This window comes from Pseudomonas kitaguniensis (genome assembly GCF_009296165.1).
GTDB classification, from domain to species: Bacteria; Pseudomonadota; Gammaproteobacteria; order Pseudomonadales; family Pseudomonadaceae; genus Aquipseudomonas; species Aquipseudomonas kitaguniensis.
Genome location: NZ_VUAZ01000052.1, coordinates 1 through 19,623 on the forward strand (window position 1 = coordinate 1; position 19,623 = coordinate 19,623).

The window sequence follows — 19,623 nt, forward strand, 5'->3', positions numbered from 1 at the left end:
CGACGCGTATAGCTGTTTTTGAATATCGAAGCACCGAGTGCGTTCTTCGGTAAGGCTGTGCCCATTTTTTGCAGTCGAGGGCGTAGGCATCCGGGTTTTTAAGGCGCTCTTTACTACTGGCTCTTTTCAGCGCATCGATCAGGCGGGTCAGTGCCCAGTTGATCCTGTTCTCGCCGCCTGTCGACATCGTCAACCCTTGACTGTCAGGTTTGAACTCGCCTATTTCTTTGAACTCGGTGCCAACCCCCTGCATGTAGTAAGCATAAAAACCTTCTTGCTCAGCGGCCTTGCTGTCATTCCTACCCACACTGGCGTGGTACAAGCGAGCCACATTGGTCGTAGTTGAAGGCAATGCCATAGCGTCTGACGGTTCATGGTTGTTGGTGCCGTCAAAGCAAAGCGTGATCGTCACGATCTTCATGCATGGCGGGCCCGGGTAAACCAGCCCAGCCGCACGGTGTGCGTCCATCGATTGTTGTTCAAAAGGGTCGTAGGCCGTCCGTTGCGTCCGATAATTACGCAGTACATCCCCTCGTGTTTGCGGCAGCAGCCCACCCATTTCGAAATCGGGAGTTGGGCTGAGAAATTCCGCAGCAGGCTTTTTGAGTTGTGGGGTCATGGCTTCGGACATGTGACTGGCTCCAGCATTTTTTGAGGGAAGTTAAACGGATAGCCGGGTTGGCCCGGAAGCACGGCTACTGCTGAAACCGCGACCTGATTACACGGCAGAAAATGCACGTCTATTGCGCCCAACTCGTCATAGGGCGCGACGACTACAACCGCACGATGGCGCGTGTATTTGGCCGCATGCAGTTTGTAAGCAGCCCGGTAGCCATCTGTCCCAAGCGGAGGCCAATTGGCTGAAGCATGCGGATTCGGGTCTTTCTCCCACTCAACCACGACGGTCAAACCGGGATACCACTTCACCGGAAGCGGCGCGCAGCAGTTCTGCTTTCCACCGCCACCATAAGGGCCGACATTCGGCCCGCCATTACCATTTACCGAGAACCGGTTAATCGCTGCCGAGGTATGGCTATAACCCTCAATGGGCGTGCCTAATCGTTCAGGCTGGGGCTGCGCACAGCCCAGCAGCGACATACCGCCCATTAACAGCACAAGGAATAAACGGCTCATAAAAGGGTTTCAGGACGCGTCAACGCCAGTGGAGGTTTGCGCAGTGCGCTTGCGATAACATCCTTGTGATGCCGCTTGTCCTGGTCAAACCAGTGCCACTGGATCACCGGGACTTTAAAAAGCCCTCGCTGGCGGCAATCAAGTAACAACGTGAAGTGCGCAGCATTGGCCGGTGCGAACATACGCTTATCCTTTAAAACGCGATGCTCAAGCCACAGCCTGCGCAAGCTCAAATTTCAGAGCACGCTAACAAGACGGAAAAAGATTTGATGTAGGAAGCCTCCCAAGTTCGTGTGGTATCCGTTTGATACGGCGAATACGCAATGCTTGAGAGGGCTGTGAGAATCGCGCCGAGTGCATTCGGCGCATCGGTATTTCGTAATGCGCTGCCGCTTAAACCGGTTGCCTCACCTCACGACGCACCCATTTCACCTCACCCTGCAACTCCAGCACCTGCTGATGAAAACCCTCCAGCGAGACAGTGTGCCCAACGCTGATCAGGATCGTTTCCGGAAGCATTTCCTTGAGCAACTGGTAACACCGCGCTTCGTTGGCGGCGTCCATTGCCGAGGTGCTTTCGTCGAGGAACAGCACCGCAGGGCGGGCCAGGAGCGCGCGCACGAAGGCGCAGCGCTGTTGTTCGCCGATGCTCAGGGTTTGTGCCCAGTCGCGCTCTTGGGCGAGTTGCGGGCACAGGTGTTCGAGGCCGACTTGCTGCATCAGCTGCTGCAACAGGGCGTCCTCTGTGGCAGGCGCGGGGTTCGGGTACCAGAGCGTTTCGCGCAGGCTGCCGAGGGGCAGGTAGGTTTTTTGCGAGAGCGTCAGCGTACGCTCACGGTCATAGGCAACCGTGCCTGACGCGTGGTGCCAAAGCCCGGAGACGGCGCGAATCAGCGTGGATTTGCCGTACCCTGACGGCGCCCTGATCAGCAGGCTTTCGCCGGGCTTGAGCGCGAGGTTAAAGCCGGTAAACAGGCGTCGGCCATCGGGCAGCCAGATGTCCAGGTTGCGAATCAGCAAACCGTCGCGCTGTTGCGTCAGCACTACGTCGGAGTTGACCTTGACGTTATCCAGGCGTTTCTGGAAGCCGTCCAGCCGGTCGATCACCGATTTCCACTCGGCCAGCTCTGGAAACACGCCAACCAGGTAGGCCACGGCCGAATGCACTTCGCCAAACGCCGCGCTGATCTGCGTGAGGCGCCCGAGGGTAAAGGCCCCGGCGAAGAACTGCGGCGCCATGATAAACATCGGAATCACTGTGGCGCTGCGCAGGTAGAAGGTCGAGTAGCCCATGATCAGCTTCTGCTTTTTCACCAGTACCCAAAAGTTTTGCAGCGCAGCTTCGAGGCGTTGGTTGAACCGCTGATTTTCCACGGCTTCGCCACGGTACTGCGCAACCGAGTCGGCGTTTTCGCGCAGGCGCATCAACGAGAAACGAAAATCCGCCTCGCGGCGTTGCTGCATGAAGTTCAGCTGGGGCAGGGCGCGGCCGAGCCAGAACGCGAAACCGGTGCCCAGCAGCGCATACACCAGCGCCACCCACACCAACAGCCCCGGGATGACCACGCTTTGATCGCCCAACGGAATGCTGATCAAGCCCGAGGCCTGCCACAGGATGTTCAGGAACGAGAACAGCGACACCACTGCCGTCAGCAACCCAAGGCTCAGCTTGAGCGACTTGATGATAAACAGGTCGATGTCTTCAGCGATGCGCTGGTCGGGGTTGTCGACATCGGTTTCGGTCAGTTTCAGCTTCTGGTAGCGCTGATTGTCCAGCCACTGATCGAGCATGTTGCGCGTGGACCAGCGCCGCCACAGCAAGGTGAGTTTTTGCTGAAAGTGAAACGCGCCGACGGTAAACGCCGCGAGCCCAACTTGCAGCAGAATGAATTGCAGCCCGCCCACCAAAAAGCCCGGGTAGTCCTTCTCTTGCAGTGCGTTATAAAAATGCAGGTTCCAGAAGTTGTTGAGGATATTCACGCCCACCAGGCACAGGTTCATCAGCACGGTGGCCAACAGCAACAGCAAGGCCGGGTATTTCTGCTCGGAGGTCCAGAATGGCCGTGCCAGGCGCCAGAAATTACGAAGTGTATGCATGAGGGCTGAAGAGGTCCGGTCGTTGGCGACGTTGAGTTTGCAGGGGAGGGAGGATAGGATCTGCCAATGCTAATCGCTTGCATTCATAAGGGAAAGCCACAGGAGCCGCGTTATCGAATTTCCAGACTGGCTCAAGCAGGCGTGGCCGCCTATTCAGCGGGTCATCCAGCTTGAACCGAATGATCAGCCGTTCATCCCACTGAGCCGCGCCGCCGCCCCCGCGTTGTTGCACCCGGTGCTGGCCGAGTTCGCCCTGCGTTACCCCGGCATCAACCAGCCGGCCGTGGTGTCGCAGTGGTCGATGAACTACATGAGCATCGTGGTGCCGGCAACGCTGGCCTGCGTGCTCACCGGGCAGCGCGCAATCGACTTTTGGGGCGATGACGCGGTGTTGCGCCTGGATGCCGGCCAACCGTTGGCGTTGTATTTTTCCAGCGCCTTGCCGCCCATCACCGCAGCGGAGCGCGCCGCGTATTGGTCGCGCTGGGTGCACGAACACCTGGCGCCGTTGTTCGCCAGCCTGGCAGTAGCGGGTGGCTTGGCGCCGAAGGTGCTGTGGGGCAATTTTGTGGCGATCTGGGACGGCGCTTTCGACCGGCTTGACCCCGACTTGAGCCGCGAAGGCTTTGCCGAGGCGCACCAGTGGCTGGAAACGGTCAGCGTCAACGACGGGCGCTTGAAATTGCGCGGCCTGCAACGCCAGGTGCCGTCGCCGGCCCCCGAGATTTGCCCGCGCCTGCCGCTGCGTCGGCATTGCTGCCTGCACTATCAACTGCACCCGCTGGTTGAAGGCGAGCCGTTGGTGCTCTGCGAATCCTGCCCCAAACTGCACCGCCTGCCCGTCGCCGAGCAGGTCAGTTACCTGCATTCGCTTTACGACTGAAGTTCAACCTCGGCATGCGCGCTCAGGCGTGATTCGCTCAGCCGTCCGTGTTCAATGCGCAGCAGCCGGTCGGCCAGGCCGAAATACGCATCGTCGTGGGAGATCACGATCACCAGTTTGCCGCGCTCACGCAGGTCCGCAAGAATTCGCGTGTAGAAAAAGTGCTTGAACACCGGGTCCTGATCCGCCGCCCACTCGTCGAACAGGTAGCACGGGCGGTCATCCAGGTAGGCACTGAGCAGCGCCAGGCGTTTGCGTTGCCCGGTCGACAGGGCCAGCGTGGTCAGGCGGCCTTTTTCGATTTGCACCTTGTGGTCCAACTGCAAGTGCACCAGGTAATCCTGCGCCTGCTGCACCAACTGTGGGTTGTCACCGTCGAACAGATTTTCGAACAGGCAGAAGTCGGTGAAGATCGCCGAGAAATGCTGGCGGAAATGGTGGTTGTCGTTGCTTGACGAGACCTGCTCGTCGAGCATTACGTCCCCACTTTCCGGGCGATAAAGCCCCGTCAGCAACAGCGCCAGGGTGGTCTTGCCGCTGCCATTGCCGCCGGTGATGAACACCACTTCGCTGGTACTCAACGTGACATTGATTGGCCCCAGCGTGAAATGCCCGTCCTCGCGTTCGCGGTAGTAGGTGTGGGTGACGTCACGGCACACCAGGCTGCGCACCTGAGTCGGCGCGAAGGTTTCGAGGGTTTCGCTGGCGCCGTGCATCTCGCTTTCCAGGCTGCGCACCTTGTTCAGCGCAACGCTGGCGCGGCCGAGTGTCGGCAGGGCGTGCATCAGTTCCGACAGCGGCGTGATCATGTACAGGATCGTGAGGATGTAACCGGTGACCAGGCTGACGCTCAGGTCGATGAAGTGCGGCGCGACAAACAGCACCACACCGATCAGCATATAAAACACCGCATTGCCCCAGTTGAGCACCACGGCATAAATGCTCATGCCGCGCACAAAGTCGCGGCGGTATTGCTGGCTGACCGGCAACAACAGGCGGGTAAAAAAGTGCTGGCGACGCGGGTGGTTGAGCTGCAGTTCTTTACTGCCATCGGTGAGCAGGCGGTAATGCTCGAACAACTGGTCCTTCAGCTCGCGCGCACGCGAGATCGAGGTCAGCGCGCGGCGTTGCGGCCAATTGAAACTCAAGCTGCCGAGTACGATCAGCAACACCGTCAAGCCCAGCAACGGCAAGCTGAGCCAGCCGAGGTAGCCGAGGCAGGCAATGATGATTCCGCCATTTACCAACAGAATCGGCACCAGCTCCACCGCTTGGCTGATGGTTTGCGTGTCGTCGGTCAACATCGCCAGCAGCCGGTGTTTGCCCAGGCGCTGCAATTGCGCATAGGGCGTGTCGATCAGCTTGGCGCTCAGGTGCAGGCGCATATCGTTGACTGCCGCCTGGCCCAGGCGCAGCAGGCTGATGTCGGAAATAATCCGCGACACCGCTACCAACAGCACCAGGCCGCCAAAGTACAGGCCGTCAATCGGTCGCAGTTGATCGAACACCGTGAGGCTGTGGTTGATCATCGCGATCAAGCCTGCCGCCGCGAGCCCGCAGGCCAAGCCCGTCAGCGTCGCCACCAACAGCGCGCGCCACGAGCGCTTGGCCATGAGTATCAGCAAATCCATTAAACCGCTCCATCTGTTGCCAGCGCCGCAAGGGCGGCCGCCAATTGTTCATGCACCGCCGGGTGCTCAAGAATGTTCAAGTGCTGCGCCTGCACCACTTCACACGCGAATGGCCCGCTGCTCAGTTGTTGCCACTGCGGGTCGGCAAAGTCCGCCTCGCCCAGCGTGGCGTCGGCCCACCACACATGCACCGGGCAACTCAGCCGTGGCGGTTGGAAGCTGCCGAGTAGCTGCTGCGTATGCTGTTGGTAACCCAGCCGCGTGTGCAGGTGCTCCCAACTGTCGCCATCGAGTTGCAAGCCCTGCTGCTGTGCCCATTGCGCGAGCGCGGGCAGGCGCTGCGCGACCGGCAGTGTAGCGAGGTGTGCGCTCAACGCGGCGGATACTGCTGCCGGCAACTGGCGCAGTAGCGCCTGACTGTCTACGGTCAGCGCTTGCGCAGCCGAGGCAATCAGCGCCGCGACGCTGTCTTGCGCGGCCTCGCGCTGGTATTGCGAGTCAAGAATGCCGAGAAACGCCACCTGTTCGCCGCAACGCTCCAATTGCGCCGCGGCGCTGATCGCCAGCAGCCCACCGAGCGAGAACCCGAGCAGATGATACGGCCCATTGGGCTGTTGTTGGCGCAGGTGTTCGACGTACTGCGCAGCCAGGCTATCGATGTCGCCGTCGGCCAGGGGTGCGCTGTCATCGCCCAGATACGCCGCCTGCAACCCCCACAATTGCCAGTTCGGCAGATGCGGCGGCAGCGTGCGGTAATCCTGTACATGGCCGGTGGACGGGTGGAAGCAGAACAGCTTCGCGCCGCTGTCCGCTGGCGACAACCGCACCAGCGGCGACAGTTTGAACTCGGACTGCACCAGCGCTGCAAACGCCGCGACACTCGGCGCATTGAACACCGCATTCACCGTGACCGGCGCCGACAGCACGCTTTGCAATCGGCTGGCCAGGCTCACCGCCGCCAGCGAGTGCCCGCCCAGCGCGAAAAAGTCATCCTCGATACCCACCCGCTCCAGCCCCAGCACCTGCGCCCAGACCTCGGCCAGCAGCGCTTCCAACGGCGTGCGCGGCGAGGCACCGCCAACGCTGTCGAGGACCTTGTCGGCCCATTGCTGCAAGGTCTTGCGGTCGAGTTTGCCGTTGCCCATCAGCGGCAAGGCGTCGACGATGCGCAAGCTCGGCAGCATGTAATCCGGCAAGCGGTCCTGCGCCTGGCCGTGCAGTTGCGCCACGCTCACTGAATGCCCCGGCGCGAGGGTCAAGAAGGCAAACAATTGCTGGCCCAGTTCGCCTTTGGGCAAGCATTCCACCGCCGCCTGCGCCACGCCCGGCAGGCTGGCGAGCTGCGCCTGAATCTCGTCGAGCTCGATGCGAAACCCGCGCACCTTGACCTGGCGGTCCGAGCGGCCGGTGATTTCCAGGCTGGCGTCGTGCCGATAACGCGCGCGGTCGCCACTGTGATACAGGCGTTCGCCGTCGCGCTGGATAAAACGTTCGGCGTTGTGTTGCGCATCGAGGTAGCCACGCGCCAATTGCGGGCCGGCGATATACAGCTCAGCGTGTTGCCCCGGCGCCGCCAGTTGCTGTTGCTCATCCAGCAGGTACAGGCGCATGCCGTCGAGTCGATCGCTCAGCGGCAGGCGCCGGTAGTCACAGGCCGGGTCGAGCGTGTGCATCGCTACGCCGACGGTGGTTTCCGTCGGCCCGTAGTGGTTGAACAGCTTCAGTTGCGGTGCGAACTGGCGGATCGAGTGCAGCAGGCGCTGCGAGCAGCTTTCGCCGCCCACAATCAGTTGTTTGCGTGGCAATACCGCGGCGCTTTGCGCGCTGATCAGCCAGGCGTCGAGCAGCGACGGCACGATTTTCAGGTGATCAATCGGGTAGCGCAACTGCCAGGCGGCCCACGCCTGGGCATCCATCGCAGTTTGTTTGTCGAGCAGGTGCAGTTCGCCGCCGCTGAGCAGTGCCGGGAACAGCAGGGTGTAACCCAGGTCTGCGGCCAGCGAGGTGACCACGGCGCTGCGCTCGAAGGCTTGCAGTTGCAGGCGTGCGGACACGCTGTCGACGTAGCTGGCGAGTTGCGCGTGCTCGATGATCACGCCCTTGGGCACGCCGGTGCTGCCCGAGGTAAACAGCACGTAGGCCGCGTCATTCGGCTGAATCTCGTGGCTCACGTCGGTCATCGGCGTGTGTTGCCACGCGGCAGTATCGCGCAGGTCAAGGCTGCCCATCGACGCCAGCAGCGGCGCATTGCCGTCGGCGCCAGTGAGTACAAAGCGCGCTTGCGCCTGTTGCAGGATCGCCAGGCAACGCTGCGCCGGCTGGTGCACGTCCAGCGGCACAAACGCTGCGCCGCTCTTGAGCACCGCGAGCATTGCCAGCACCATCGGCGCCGAACGGTCCATGTACAGCGCCACGCGGTCTTCGCGGCCAATGCCTTGGGCGCGCAGGTAATGCGCCAACTGGTTGCTGCGCGCGTGCAGTTCGGCGTAACTCAGGTGCTGGCCGGGGTCGCGCAACGCCAGGTGTTCGGCAAAGCGTGCAGCGCCCGCATTGAAGCGCGCAGGCACACTGACAAAGGCCGGTGCGACGCTGGCATGCCTTGCCGCCAACGCCTGCGCAAAGCCCGGCGCGTGCAGCGACAGCTCGGCCAAGGGTTTGGCCGGGTGGGTGAGGGCGTCGAGCAGCAGCGATTGCAGTTGTTCCAGCAAGGTCTGTGCGGCCTGCACGCTGTAACGATTGGCCTGATGGCACAGCGTCAGGCGGTAGGCGCCCGTCGCGTGCGCTTCGGCGACCAGCAGCAGTTCGATGCCGGCGGGGATCGCGTCTACCTCCAGCACGTTGAACGGGCTACCCGCAGCAACATCGGGGGCCGCGCTCCACTGAAAACCATACGCTGAGGTGTTGACCGGCGGTGAGTATTCCTGCCATTCGCCGACTTGCTCGCAGAGCGCTTGCAAGGTCGCGAGTGCCGCGCCGAACGGGTGCTCGAGTGCCGGTTGCCAAGGCAATGGCAGGGCCTTGGCGAACAAGCCCCAGCACTCGGCGAGTTCTTCATAGTCGTCACGGCAGTCATGCACCCAGTTCAGGCTCAGGGCCGGGTTGTCACTCGCGCTCAAACGCTGTAACAGCACACCCCAAGCGGCCATCAGCAACTGTTCGGCGGGCGCGCTGTGCCCTTGCAACGCGGCGCTTAACGCCGGGTTGAGCGCGCAGCGCGTGGTCAGCGGCGTATCGGTCTGATCGCTGCGCGCTTCGCGGTACAGCAACTCGCTGCCGGCGTGCTCGCCCAGCGCCAGGCCGGCCCAGTATTGCCGGCCTTGTACCGCGTCTTCATCGGCCTGCAAGTCGTGAATCCAGGCGCTGTATTGGGTGTAGGTCATCGCCTCGGCGTCAGCCACCGGCGCTTGCGCCGAACCCAGCGCCCGCGCCAGCCGCAGCAGCGTGCCACGGTCGGCGGCGAGGGCGGGCAGTTGCAACGTGACCCGCCGCACTTCATCGCCCAGCGCCTGCACGTCTACACCGATGGCGCTGGTGGCGGCGACGATCTGCAGCGGCACCTGCAAGCCCGGCTCAGGCCGGGTGTGCAGGCGCAGTGCATCGTGAACCGTGGCCAGCGCCGCCAGCCGTTGCTGCAACTGTGCCAGCGCGGTGGCGCCGCGCACCTCCAGCACCAAGCGTGCCGGTGGCGCGTTCGCCAGCCATTGGCTGCGTTGCTGGGGCGACAGGGCGAATGCTGCCGGGTGGTTACTCATGCCTGTTCCTCGGTGCGGTTCAGTGGTTCGCGGTTCATCATCTGGCCCATGGCAACGCAGATTTTGCGTTCACCCTCAAACGGGTCGCGAGCATGCGCCACCAGCATATTGTCGAGCATCACCATGTCGCCCTTTTGCCAGGCGAAGCGCACCGCACAGGCTTCGTACGCCGCGCCGATCACTTCCATCACCGCGTCTTCAATCACGCTGCCATCGCCGTAATAGACGTTGCGTGGCAGGTTGCCGGCGCCGAACAGGTTGATCAGGTTGCGCCGCACTTCCGGCTCCAGGCAGGCGCTGTGATGCAGTTGCACCTGGTTGAAAAACGACGCCTCGCCGGTGTCCGGGTGAGCAACAATCGCCGGGCAATACTGGGCGATTTTCAGGTTGTCTGCCCCCAGCCATTCCCACTGCATGCCCGATTTCCGGCATTGGCGCTCGACCTCTTCGCGCTGCTCGGTTTTGAAAAAGTCTTGCCAGCGCACATCCAGCTTGTCGGTGAAATGCCGCACGTAGAGCAGGCCCAAGGCCTTGAAGCGTTCAACGATGTCGGCCGGCAACTGCGCTAGCACCTGGCGGCAGTCGACAACCGGCGTGCAGCCACCGCGTGGTGCCGGTATCTCGCAGTAAAACCACTGCTTGCGCGGCCACTGCGGCAAGTGCGAGCTTTCGTTGTGGAACAGAATCATGTGTTGTTCCGGGTACGGCGTGGAGTGGTAGATATTCTTCCCGGACTTGTTCTTCGGCAGGTCGCCGTACGTGCCGAACAGGTCCGGTTCGATGGCTTGGGCGAACTGCTCGAAGGCGCTTGCGTCCGGCAGGTTAAAACCGCGAAACAGCAGGCCGCCGTGGGTGCGCAGTTGCGCATTGATCCACTCACGCGCTTGCACGGCCCAGTGCACCGGGTCCAAATCCGCCAGCAGCGGTTCAATCACCAGCGGCAGCGGTTGCGCGTCACTCAAGGTGCGCGTGCGTACCTGCTCATGCGCCAACTGGCTGACGGCGGTGGCGCGGGTGTTTTTCAGCTTGCTCATCTTCGACTGCTTGCGCTCACTGCGCGCTTGCGCCTCGTCTATGGCCACCGGCGCAGGCTGGCTGTCGCCTTCCAGGCGCCAAGCCCACGTCTGCAGCGTCAAGCGTTCAAGCAGTTGCTCGAAGCCTTGTTCCAGCCGCGCAATGGTCTGCGCCTGCAGCACGCTGGTGCGATACACCCAGCGCACGTTCAGGCCGCTTTCGTCTTCCTCGACAAACACCGCGAGGTCGAACTTGCTGGTCTGCTGCTGCGGCTCCAGGTGTTCCACCTCAAGGCCCGACAGGCTGGCCGTGCCCTGCGGGGTGTTCTGCATCACGAACAACACCTGCACCAGCGGGTTAACCCCCGGCGTGCGTGGTGGTTGCAGCGCTTCCACCAGCTTGTCGAACGGCACTTGCTGGTGCTGGAACGCCGCCAGGCAGTCTTCGCGCAGGCGTTGCAGGCGGCTGTCGAAGCTGTCGCTGTCGCTCAGGCGTGCGCGGATCGGCAGCACGTTGACGAAGAAGCCGATCAGTTGTTCCAGCGCCGGTTGCTCGCGGTTGGCAAGGTCGGTGCCAACGATAAAGTCGTGCGTGCCGGTGGCGCGTTGCAACAGGCTGTTGAAGGCGTTGAGCAAGACCATGAACAGCGTGGCGCGCTGGGTGTGCGCGTACGCCTTGAGCACCTGCGTTTGCGCCTTGCTGAAGTGCTGGGTCAGCACCGCGCCCTGGTAGTCCGGCTGCGTCGGGCGCGGCGCATCCAGCGGCAACGCGATCAGGGTTGGCGCGCCGTCGAGCTGACGCCGCCAGTAATCAATCGCCCGCGCCAATTGGCGCTGCTGCGGTTCACTGCGTTGCCATTGCGCGTAATCGGCGTACTGGATCGGCAGCGGCGTGAATACCGGCGCCGAACCGCTGGCGTAGGCCTGGTAGCCGGTGATCAGCTCCTGAATCAGAATGCCCATCGACCAGGCGTCCGTGGCGATGTGGTGCAACACCAGTTGCAGCACGTGATCATCCGCGCCCACCTGCAGCAAATGCGCACGCAGCATCGGTGCATGTTGCAGGTCGAACGGCTGCGCCGCGTGCTGATCAATCAGGCGTTGCAGGGCGTGCGCTTGCACGCTGATCGGCGTGAGGTTGAGCATCGGCGCCGGGTTGATCACCTGGCACGGCTGGTCGCCTTTCAGGTGGAAGCTGGTGCGCAGCGATTCATGCCGTTCCAGCACGCGTTGCAGCGCTTGCTGCAAGGCGCCGGTGTCGAGCGCGCCACGCAGCCGCACCACGCTGGTCATGTTGTAGGCGGCATTCGGGCCTTCGAAGCGGTCGAGGAACCACAGCCGTTGCTGGCTGTACGACAACGCCAGGGTCTGGTTACGCGGCACCGGCACGATGGGGTTGTCGTCGGGCACCTGAGCCTGTTGCTCTACCGCCAGCGCCAATTGCTCCAGGGTGCCGCCTTCGAACAGGGTGCGCAGCGGCAGGCTGACGTTCAGGCGTCGACGAATGCGCGAGAGCATTTGCGTGGCCAACAGCGAGTGCCCGCCGATGGCAAAGAAGTCATCGTGCACGCTGACAGTGGCCACGCCGAGAATGTCCTGCCACAGCTCGGCCAAGACGTGTTCTGTCGGCGTACGCGGCGCCACCGATTCGCCTTCGGCCTGCTCGGCGTGCGGCACGTCGAGTGCCGCCAAGGCCCGACGGTCAACCTTGCCGTTGGCGTTCAACGGCAACTGCGCGAGGTTCAGCCAGCGCGCCGGCAGCATATAGCTCGCCAGTTGCTGCGCGAGGTGCGCGCTGAGTACCTGCTGCGCGGGTTGCCCGCCGAGGTCTGCGGTGTCGTCGAGTACGTACCAGGCCACCAGTTGCAACGCGCCACGCGCATCCGGCAGCGCCAATACCGCTGCGCTGTCGACCGCCGGGTGCTGCATCAGGCGGTTTTCGATTTCGCCCAGTTCGATGCGATAGCCACGGATCTTCACTTGCTGGTCGCGGCGCCCGAGGTATTCGATCACTCCATCCGCGCGCAGGCGGCCAATATCACCGCTGCGATACAGGCGCGCGCCCGGCTCGAACGGGTGCGCGACAAACGCTTCACGCGTGCGCTGCGGGTCGTGCAGGTAACCACGGCCGACACCCGCGCCGCCGATGCACAGTTCGCCCGGCACGCCGATGGGCACGCTGCGCAGCTCGGCATCCAGCACAAACACTTGGTTGTTCGCGGTCGGCCGACCAATCGGCATGTGCAGGCAGTCATCGCCCGGCGCCTCGCTGATCGGGTAAAAGGCCACGTCATCCGAACACTCGGCGGGGCCGTAGGCGTTCATCAATGGCACCGAGGCGAAGCGCGCAAACCAGTCCTGCGCCAGCGCCGGTGGCAGCGCTTCGCCCGTCGGCAGCAGCCAGCGCAGCGTCGACAGGCTGTGCTGCGCACGCGCCTCCTGCAACATTCCGCGCATCAGCGCCGGTACGGTTTCGAGCAGGCTCAATTGCTGCGCCTGCACTGCGTCGAGCAAGGCCAGTGGGTCATGCGCCTGGCTGTCCGGCAAAATGTGCACAGTGGCGCCTACCAGCGGCGCGGCGAGGAACTGCCACACGCAAATATCGAACGCCGGCGAGGCGGTTTGGGCGATGCGGTCGTGCTCGCCGAGGCCCAGCGCCGGAACTTTGCCGAAAATGTTGTTGAGCATGCCGCGCTGTTCGACCATCACCCCTTTGGGTTTGCCGGTGGAGCCGGAGGTGAAAATCACGTAGGCCAGTTGGTCGGGGTTGTGTGTGTAAGCCACGGCCGGCTTGGCCTCGCCTTGCCAGAGTGGCTGCGCGATCAGGCAGGTGGGCTGCTTGAGAATCTGCGGCAGCACCGCATCAAGCTCAGCGGCGGCGCTGTCGCACACCAGCAGCAGCGGCGCTGCACTCAGGTTCAGCAGTTCGGCCAGGCGCGCGGGCGGCTGTTGGATGTCCAGCGCCTGGAACGCAGCGCCGGCTTTGAGCGTGCCGATCATCAGCGTCAGCAAGGCCAGGCCACGTTCGGCGAACAGCGCCACCAGGCTTTCCGGGCCGGCACCGGCGGCTTGCAAGGCATGGGCCACAGCGTTGGCGCGACGGTCCAGCTCGGCGTAGGTCAGCGTCTCGTGCTGATGCACGGCGGCAATCTGTTGCGGCCGACGGCGTACCTGATCGGCGAACAGCGCCGCGTAGCCTTGGCTCAGCGGGAAGTCTACCGCGCTGCGGTTCCAGTCCACTTGCAATTGCTCACGCTCTGCGGGCGGCAGCATGTGCAGGCTGCCCAATGGCGCTTCGGGCGCATCAAGCATGCTCGACAGCAACTGCACCAAGTGGCCGAGCATGCGCTGCACGGTGTCGCTGCTGAAACGCTGGCTGTCATACGACAAGCGAATACCCAAGCGGTCGCCGGGGTACAGCACCACGGTCATCGGGAAGTTGGTGTGCACGCGATCTTCATAAATGTCGATGCTGAAGGCATCCAGCTGCACGCTGCTGATGTCCAGCGGCGCGTTTTCGAACACCACCAGGCTGTCGAACAGTGGTTGGCCGCGCGGTACACCGCTGCTGCGCTGAATATCCACCAGCGAGGCACTTTCGTGTTCGCGCAAACGCGCGTTGTGCGAGAGCAAGGCTTGCAACCAATTGGCCACCGGCGCTTGCGGGTCCACATCAATGCGCAACGGCAGGCTGTTGATGAACAGGCCGACCATTTCTTCGACACCCGCAAGGTCAGTCGGGCGACCGGCCACGGTCACGCCGAACAGTACGTCGCGGTTGCCGCTGTAGCGCGACAACAACAACGCCCACGCACCCTGAATCCAGGTGTTGGGGGTCAATTGGTAATGCTGGCAGAGCTGCTGCAACCGTTGGGTCTGGCTGATGCTCAGGGTCTGGTCGAAGTCGCCGACCTGTTCCGGTGCTTGTTCCGGGCGGGCGAGGGCGGTGTCTACATGCAGCGGCGTCGGCTCGCTGAACCCGGCCAGGTCGGCCTGCCAGAAGGCGTGCGCGGCGGCCATGTCCTGGCGTTCGAGCCAGCTCATGTAGCCACGGAACGAACGCAAGCGCGGGCGCGCTATCGGCTCCTGACGCACGATGGCTTGGTAGATCGCCAACAGGTCTTCCATCAGCAGGCCGAAACACCAGGCATCGGTGAGGATATGGTGGAAGCTGCGCACCACGGCGAAGCGGCGCTCATCCAGCTGGAACACGCGCAAGTGCGTCAACGGTGCGCTGCTCATGTCAAAACCCTGCACGCGCTGCGCTTCCAGAGCCTGGTCCATCGCTGCGCGTTGCTGCGCGTCATTCAAGTGGCGCAGGTCTTGCCAGTCGAACGCCGGGTCGGTGCTGCGGTACACGCATTGCAGCGGCTCATGGTCGTCCTGCCACCAGAATGCGGTGCGCATCATTGGGTGCCGATCAAGGAACACTTGCCACGCCGCCTGCATCGCCGGGCGCTGCAACACGCCGTCCCAGCTGTAGCGTTGCTGCATCAGGTAGATGCCGCTGTTGGGCTGCAGCAACGTGTGCAAGAGCATGCCCTGTTGCATCGACGACAGCGGGTACACGTCTTCGAGGTTCGCCCAGTCCAGCGGTTCGGCGGCGAGGGTGGCCGCCTGTTGGTGGCACAGCGGGAACGCTTGACTCGCCGGGCGCAGCTCAGGCTCGGCGAGCAGTGCCGCCAAGGCGCTGAGGCGTTCGGCGAGTGGCGCGGCCCACTCGGCGGCGAGTGCGCCTTCGCAGCGCAGGTGCAATTGGCCGTCCTGCCAATGCGCATCGATGCGCAACGCGTGCGCCGAGGGTGTTGGCGTGTTCGCCGCCGTCACTTGCTCAAGCAGGCCGCGCTGTTCGCGGTGGCTGTCGAGGTCGCCGCGCCAATGGATCGCAACCGCTGCCGGCGGCAACTCGCGCAAGGGTTCTTGCAGGTAGGTGTTATCCGACAGGTAGCGCAAGGCGCCATAGTCGGCGCCGTGTTGCGGGTAGTCGCGCAGTTGCGCCGCGACTGCCTGCACGCGTTGCAGCAGCGTCGCGCCCTCGGTGTGCACGAACACCGGCACGGCCAAGTCCAGCGCGCCGATGATCAGGTGCGGTTGCAGGTCGGCGAGGACGATGGGCGCGTTGACCGGCAAGCGCTCGGCAGTCGCACGTGCGGCGTGCAGGTCTAACGCGAGCAGGCCGTCGCCACAGTGGGCGCGGCATTCTTCAACCACGGCGCTCGCGAGCAGGCTGTTCCAGTCCAAGTGCAGCACGTCGACCAAGCGCTTGAGGTCGCCGCTGGGCTTGGCGCCCAGGCGGTGCTCCATCACTTGGCTGACGTGCTGGCTGTGCGGCAGTTGCAGCGTGTCTACCGCGGCGTATTGCAGCCAGTGTTCCCACGCGTCGTCGAGCGCATCGCTTTCGGCGTAGGTGTGCTGGTGGCGTGCCCATTGGGTGAAGTTACCGCCGGTGTAAGACAAGCGTACCGGCCGTTGGAAGCGCAATTGGCCCAGCGCCAGGTTGAGGTCGTTGAGCAGCAACGGCCAGGACGCGTCATCCACACACAACGGGTGCGCGGCCAGCAGCAGGTGGTGCTCGCCCAACAGGCTGGCATGCAGGCTTTGCCCGGCGTGCAGGTCAAGGCGCTCGACAGCGGCTTGGGCGACGTTGTGCAACTCGGCCTCGGTGTACTCGCCCAGCGAAACCGCTGGCGCTGTGGGGGCGACCAGCACGCGCTGTTGCCAGTCGCTGTCGAGCGCCAGCCGCAGCGCTTGATGATGTTGCTGCAGCGCGCCGAGGGCTTCGGCGAGCAGTTTTCTGTCCAGCGGCTGTGCGAGTTTCACGCAACGCCAAGTGGCGGTCAGCGGGCCTTGTTCGAGGCGTGCGCGTTGGCCGGCGCTCAGTGGCAACGCATAACCATCGGCAAGTTGCTCGGCCACCGCATGGCTGGCATCGGCGCCGAGTACGCGGGCGATGTCGGCAATGGTGCGGTTTTCGAACAGTTGCCGTGGGGTGAGCTTGAGCCCTTGTTGGTTGGCCCGCGCGATGATTTGCAGGTTGAGGATCGAATCACCGCCAATCGCGAAGAAGTTATCGTTGACACCGACCTGCTCGCGCTTGAGCACGTCTTGCCAGATCGCCGCCAACAGCGTTTCGACTTCATTGCGCGGGGCGACGTGGGTAGCGCTCTCGTCGTTGGCGGGTTGCGGCAGCGGCAGGCCTTGTACGTCGACCTTGCCGTTGCGCGTCAGCGGCAGCTCATCCAGCGTGATGAAATGCGCGGGCACCATGTAATCCGGCACGCGGCTGCTCAGGTCGTTACGCAGCTTGACCGCTGACAGCGACTGGCTGGCAACCAGGTAGGCGACCAAACGCACACTGCCGTCCAGCTCGACCGCGCGCACCACTACTTGCTCGATCAGCGGCGACAAGCGCCTGATCTGCGCCTCGACTTCGCCCAGCTCCAGGCGGTTGCCACGGATCTTCACTTGGCTGTCGACGCGGCCGAGGAACGCCAGTTGCCCGTCGACCAGCCAGCGCACGCGGTCACCGGTGCGGTACCAGCGTTGCTGCTGTGCATCGCTGTGAAAGCGCTCGGCGGTCAGGTCGTCACGGTGCAAGTAGCCACGGGCGAGGGCGCCGCTGATCAGCAGTTCGCCGCTGACCCCGGTGGCCACGTCGCGACCTTGCGCGTCGACCACCCGCAGTTGGCGGTTGGGCAGTGGCTTGCCCAGCGCGATACTGCGCTGGCCCGCTGTGAGTTCGGTGGCGATTGCGCCAACCGTGGCTTCGCTCGGCCCGTAATGGTTGAACACGCGCAGGCCGGGGGCCAGGCTGTTGACCTGGGCCAGCAGCGCGGGGCTGAGGGCATCGCCACCAAACACCAGCAGCGCGGTGGGCAACAAGCGCGCATCCGGCAGCGCCTGTAACAGGCCGCCGAGGTGGCTTGGGGTGATTTTCAACACATCTACCGGGTGTTGGCTGAACAGCTCGGCGAGTGCCAGTGGGCTGAACCCGCTTTCGTCATCCACCAGCAACAGGCTGCCGCCGCTGCACAGCGCGCCGAACAATTGGGTGTGGCCCAAGTCGGCGGCAATGCTCGACAGCAGGCCGTAGCGCGCGGCGGCCGGCGGCTTGAGCACGCTGTGCACCGCCGTCAGGTAGTCGACGATGGCGCGGTGCTCGACCACCACGCCTTTTGGCGTACCGGTGGAGCCCGAGGTGTAAATCACGTAGGCCGCAGCATCCAGCGCGTGCGTGATTACCGGCGCGGTGTCGGGCTGGGCGGCAATCACGGCGGCCTGTTCAGCCAGGCACAGCAGTGGTGTGTGCTCGGCCAAGCGGGTCAGCAAGGGCGACGCGGTCGCGCCGATCAACAGCGCGGCGCGGCTGTCTTGCAGCACATCGGCCAAACGCCCGAGCGGTTGTTTCAGGTCCAGTGGCAGGTAGGCGGCGCCAGCCTTGAGGGTGGCGAGCAGGGCGATGACAAAATCGGCGCTGCGCTCCAGCGCCAGGGCGACCAGGCTGTCGTGGCCGATGCCTTGGGCGCGCAAATGCTGGCTGAGGCGATTGGCGCGCTGGTCGAGTTCGCGGTAACTCAGCGCGCCGTGTGCGTCACGCAGCGCCGGTTGATCGGGGGCGGCTGCAACCTGTTGCTCAAAGCGCTGGTGCAGGCACAGTGGTGCTACGGCGAGCTGTGCACCGCGCCCGAGGGCTTGTAACTGCGTGCGCTCGGCAGCGCTGAGCCAGTCGAGTTCGCCCACGCGGCACGCTGGCTGCGCGGCCATGGCCAACAGCACACTGCGCAATTGCGTCGACAGCCGCGCAATTTCGGCATCGCTGAAGCGCTTGCGGTCGTAGCTGAACAGGTAATGCAGTTGCTCGCCCGGCACCACGATCAGCGACAGCGGGAAATGGTTGCGGCCTTGGGTCAGCGTCAGGCCATCGACGGCCTGCGCACGGTTCGGGTCGGTGAAGCTCAAACCGCCCGCGTCCTGGTTCAGCGCGTCGGTGACCGGGAAGTTTTCGAACACCAGGATCGAGTCGAACAGCGCCTGCTCGGCGGCGATCTTGCTCATCGCCTTGAGTTTGCCCAGCGGCAGGTAGGCGTGGTGGCGCAGGTCGCTGTTGGCCTGCTGCAACTGTTGCAACCAGTCCACCAACGCCGGGCCTTCGGACCATTGCACGCGCAGCGGCAGGGTGTTGATGAACAGGCCGACGGTGCTGTCGATAGCCGCCAGTTGTTCCGGGCGACCGGCCACGGTGACGCCATAGATCACGTCGTCGCGCCCGGCATGTTGGCCCAGCAGCAACGCCCAGGCGCCCTGGATCAGGCTGTTCAGGGTCAGGTGATGACGGCGCGCAAACTGCGACAGTTGCTCGGTTTCGTCGACACTCAAGCGGTTTTCGCGCTCGGCGCAAGGCGCGTCGGTGGGCGGCGTCAGGCGCAGGCCGAAGTCGGGCAATGGCGTTGGTTCGCTGACGTCGTGCAGTTGTTCACGCCAAAAGCCTTCGGTGGCGGCCATGTCCTGCTCCGCCAGCCAGGCGATGTAGTCGCGGTAAGCGCGGGTCGGCGGCAGGTTGGCCGGGCGGCCATGCGCGTGCTGGTAGTAGAGCGCCAGCCATTCCTGAATCGCGATGCCCACGCTCCAGCCGTCCATGATGATGTGGTGGAAGGTCCAGATCAGGTGCCAGCGCGCAGGCTCAAGCCGCACCAGCGCGAGGCGCATCAGCGGCGCGTCATTCAGCTCCAGCGGCTGGGCGCGTTGCTCCAGCGCCAACTGCTGCAGCGCGTTTTGGGTGTCGGTGCGCGTTTGCCAGTCGAGTTCGGTCAACGGCAGTTGCAGGTCGCCCTGGACCACTTGATAGGCGTCGTCGAGGTCTTCCCACAGGAACGCGCTGCGCAACACCGCGTGGCGTTGCATCAGGGCTTGCCAGGCGCCGCGAAACGCGTTCAGTTGCAGCGGGCCGTTCATTTCCAGGCTCAGTTGCTGGTAGTACACCCGTGAGTCGGGCTCCACCACGCTGTGAAACAGCAAACCGTGTTGCGTCGGCGAAAGCGAGTAGATGTCTTCGATGTTGTTCATTGGTGTGCGATCCATTTCAAAAACGGGGAGAAAACGGCGAACGACGCAGC

The 19,623-nt window shown here is 63.7% G+C and carries 8 protein-coding genes; 1 reads left to right on the plus strand and 7 read right to left on the minus strand.

What is annotated here, in order from left to right:
* The 4 genes from F0169_RS09595 to F0169_RS09610 all read right to left on the minus strand — a co-directional run.
* A partial coding sequence (locus tag F0169_RS09595; RefSeq protein ID WP_241679086.1) for a phospholipase effector Tle1 domain-containing protein occupies positions 1-631 on the minus strand: 631 nt, incomplete at its 3' end.
* A complete protein-coding gene (tli1a, locus tag F0169_RS09600) occupies positions 616-1,134 on the minus strand; it encodes a Tli1a family immunity protein (protein WP_425274287.1) in 519 nt (172 codons plus the stop codon). The genes F0169_RS09595 and tli1a, both read right to left, overlap by 16 nt.
* Positions 1,131-1,316 (minus strand): hypothetical protein, encoded by a 186-nt coding sequence (locus tag F0169_RS09605; protein WP_152746355.1) that lies wholly within the window; start codon positions 1,314-1,316, stop codon positions 1,131-1,133. Before F0169_RS09605 ends, tli1a begins: the two co-directional genes overlap by 4 nt.
* A gap of 211 nt (positions 1,317-1,527) precedes the next feature.
* On the minus strand, positions 1,528-3,231 hold the full coding sequence (locus F0169_RS09610; protein ID WP_152746356.1) for an ABC transporter ATP-binding protein/permease: 1,704 nt from the start codon (positions 3,229-3,231) through the stop codon (positions 1,528-1,530).
* A 226-nt stretch (positions 3,232-3,457) separates the two neighbouring features.
* Between F0169_RS09610 and fhuF the strand changes: the two genes are divergently transcribed.
* Positions 3,458-4,114 (plus strand): siderophore-iron reductase FhuF, encoded by a 657-nt coding sequence (gene fhuF / locus F0169_RS09615; RefSeq protein WP_152746418.1) that lies wholly within the window; start codon positions 3,458-3,460, stop codon positions 4,112-4,114.
* Here the strand turns inward: fhuF and F0169_RS09620 are convergent.
* Genes F0169_RS09620 through F0169_RS09630 form a run of 3 tightly spaced genes read right to left on the minus strand, consistent with a single transcriptional unit; the run spans position 4,105 to position 19,573 of the window.
* On the minus strand, positions 4,105-5,745 hold the full coding sequence (locus F0169_RS09620) for a cyclic peptide export ABC transporter (protein WP_152746357.1): 1,641 nt from the start codon (positions 5,743-5,745) through the stop codon (positions 4,105-4,107). The genes fhuF and F0169_RS09620 overlap by 10 nt on opposite strands.
* Entirely contained in the window at positions 5,745-9,497 is a 3,753-nt protein-coding gene (locus F0169_RS09625) for a non-ribosomal peptide synthetase (RefSeq protein ID WP_152746358.1), read from the minus strand. The genes F0169_RS09620 and F0169_RS09625 overlap by 1 nt, the downstream gene beginning before the upstream one ends.
* Positions 9,494-19,573: a non-ribosomal peptide synthetase gene (locus F0169_RS09630; RefSeq protein ID WP_152746359.1), complete on the minus strand. Its 10,080-nt coding sequence runs from the start codon at positions 19,571-19,573 to the stop codon at positions 9,494-9,496. Before F0169_RS09630 ends, F0169_RS09625 begins: the two co-directional genes overlap by 4 nt.
* Positions 19,574-19,623 lie beyond the last annotated feature (50 nt).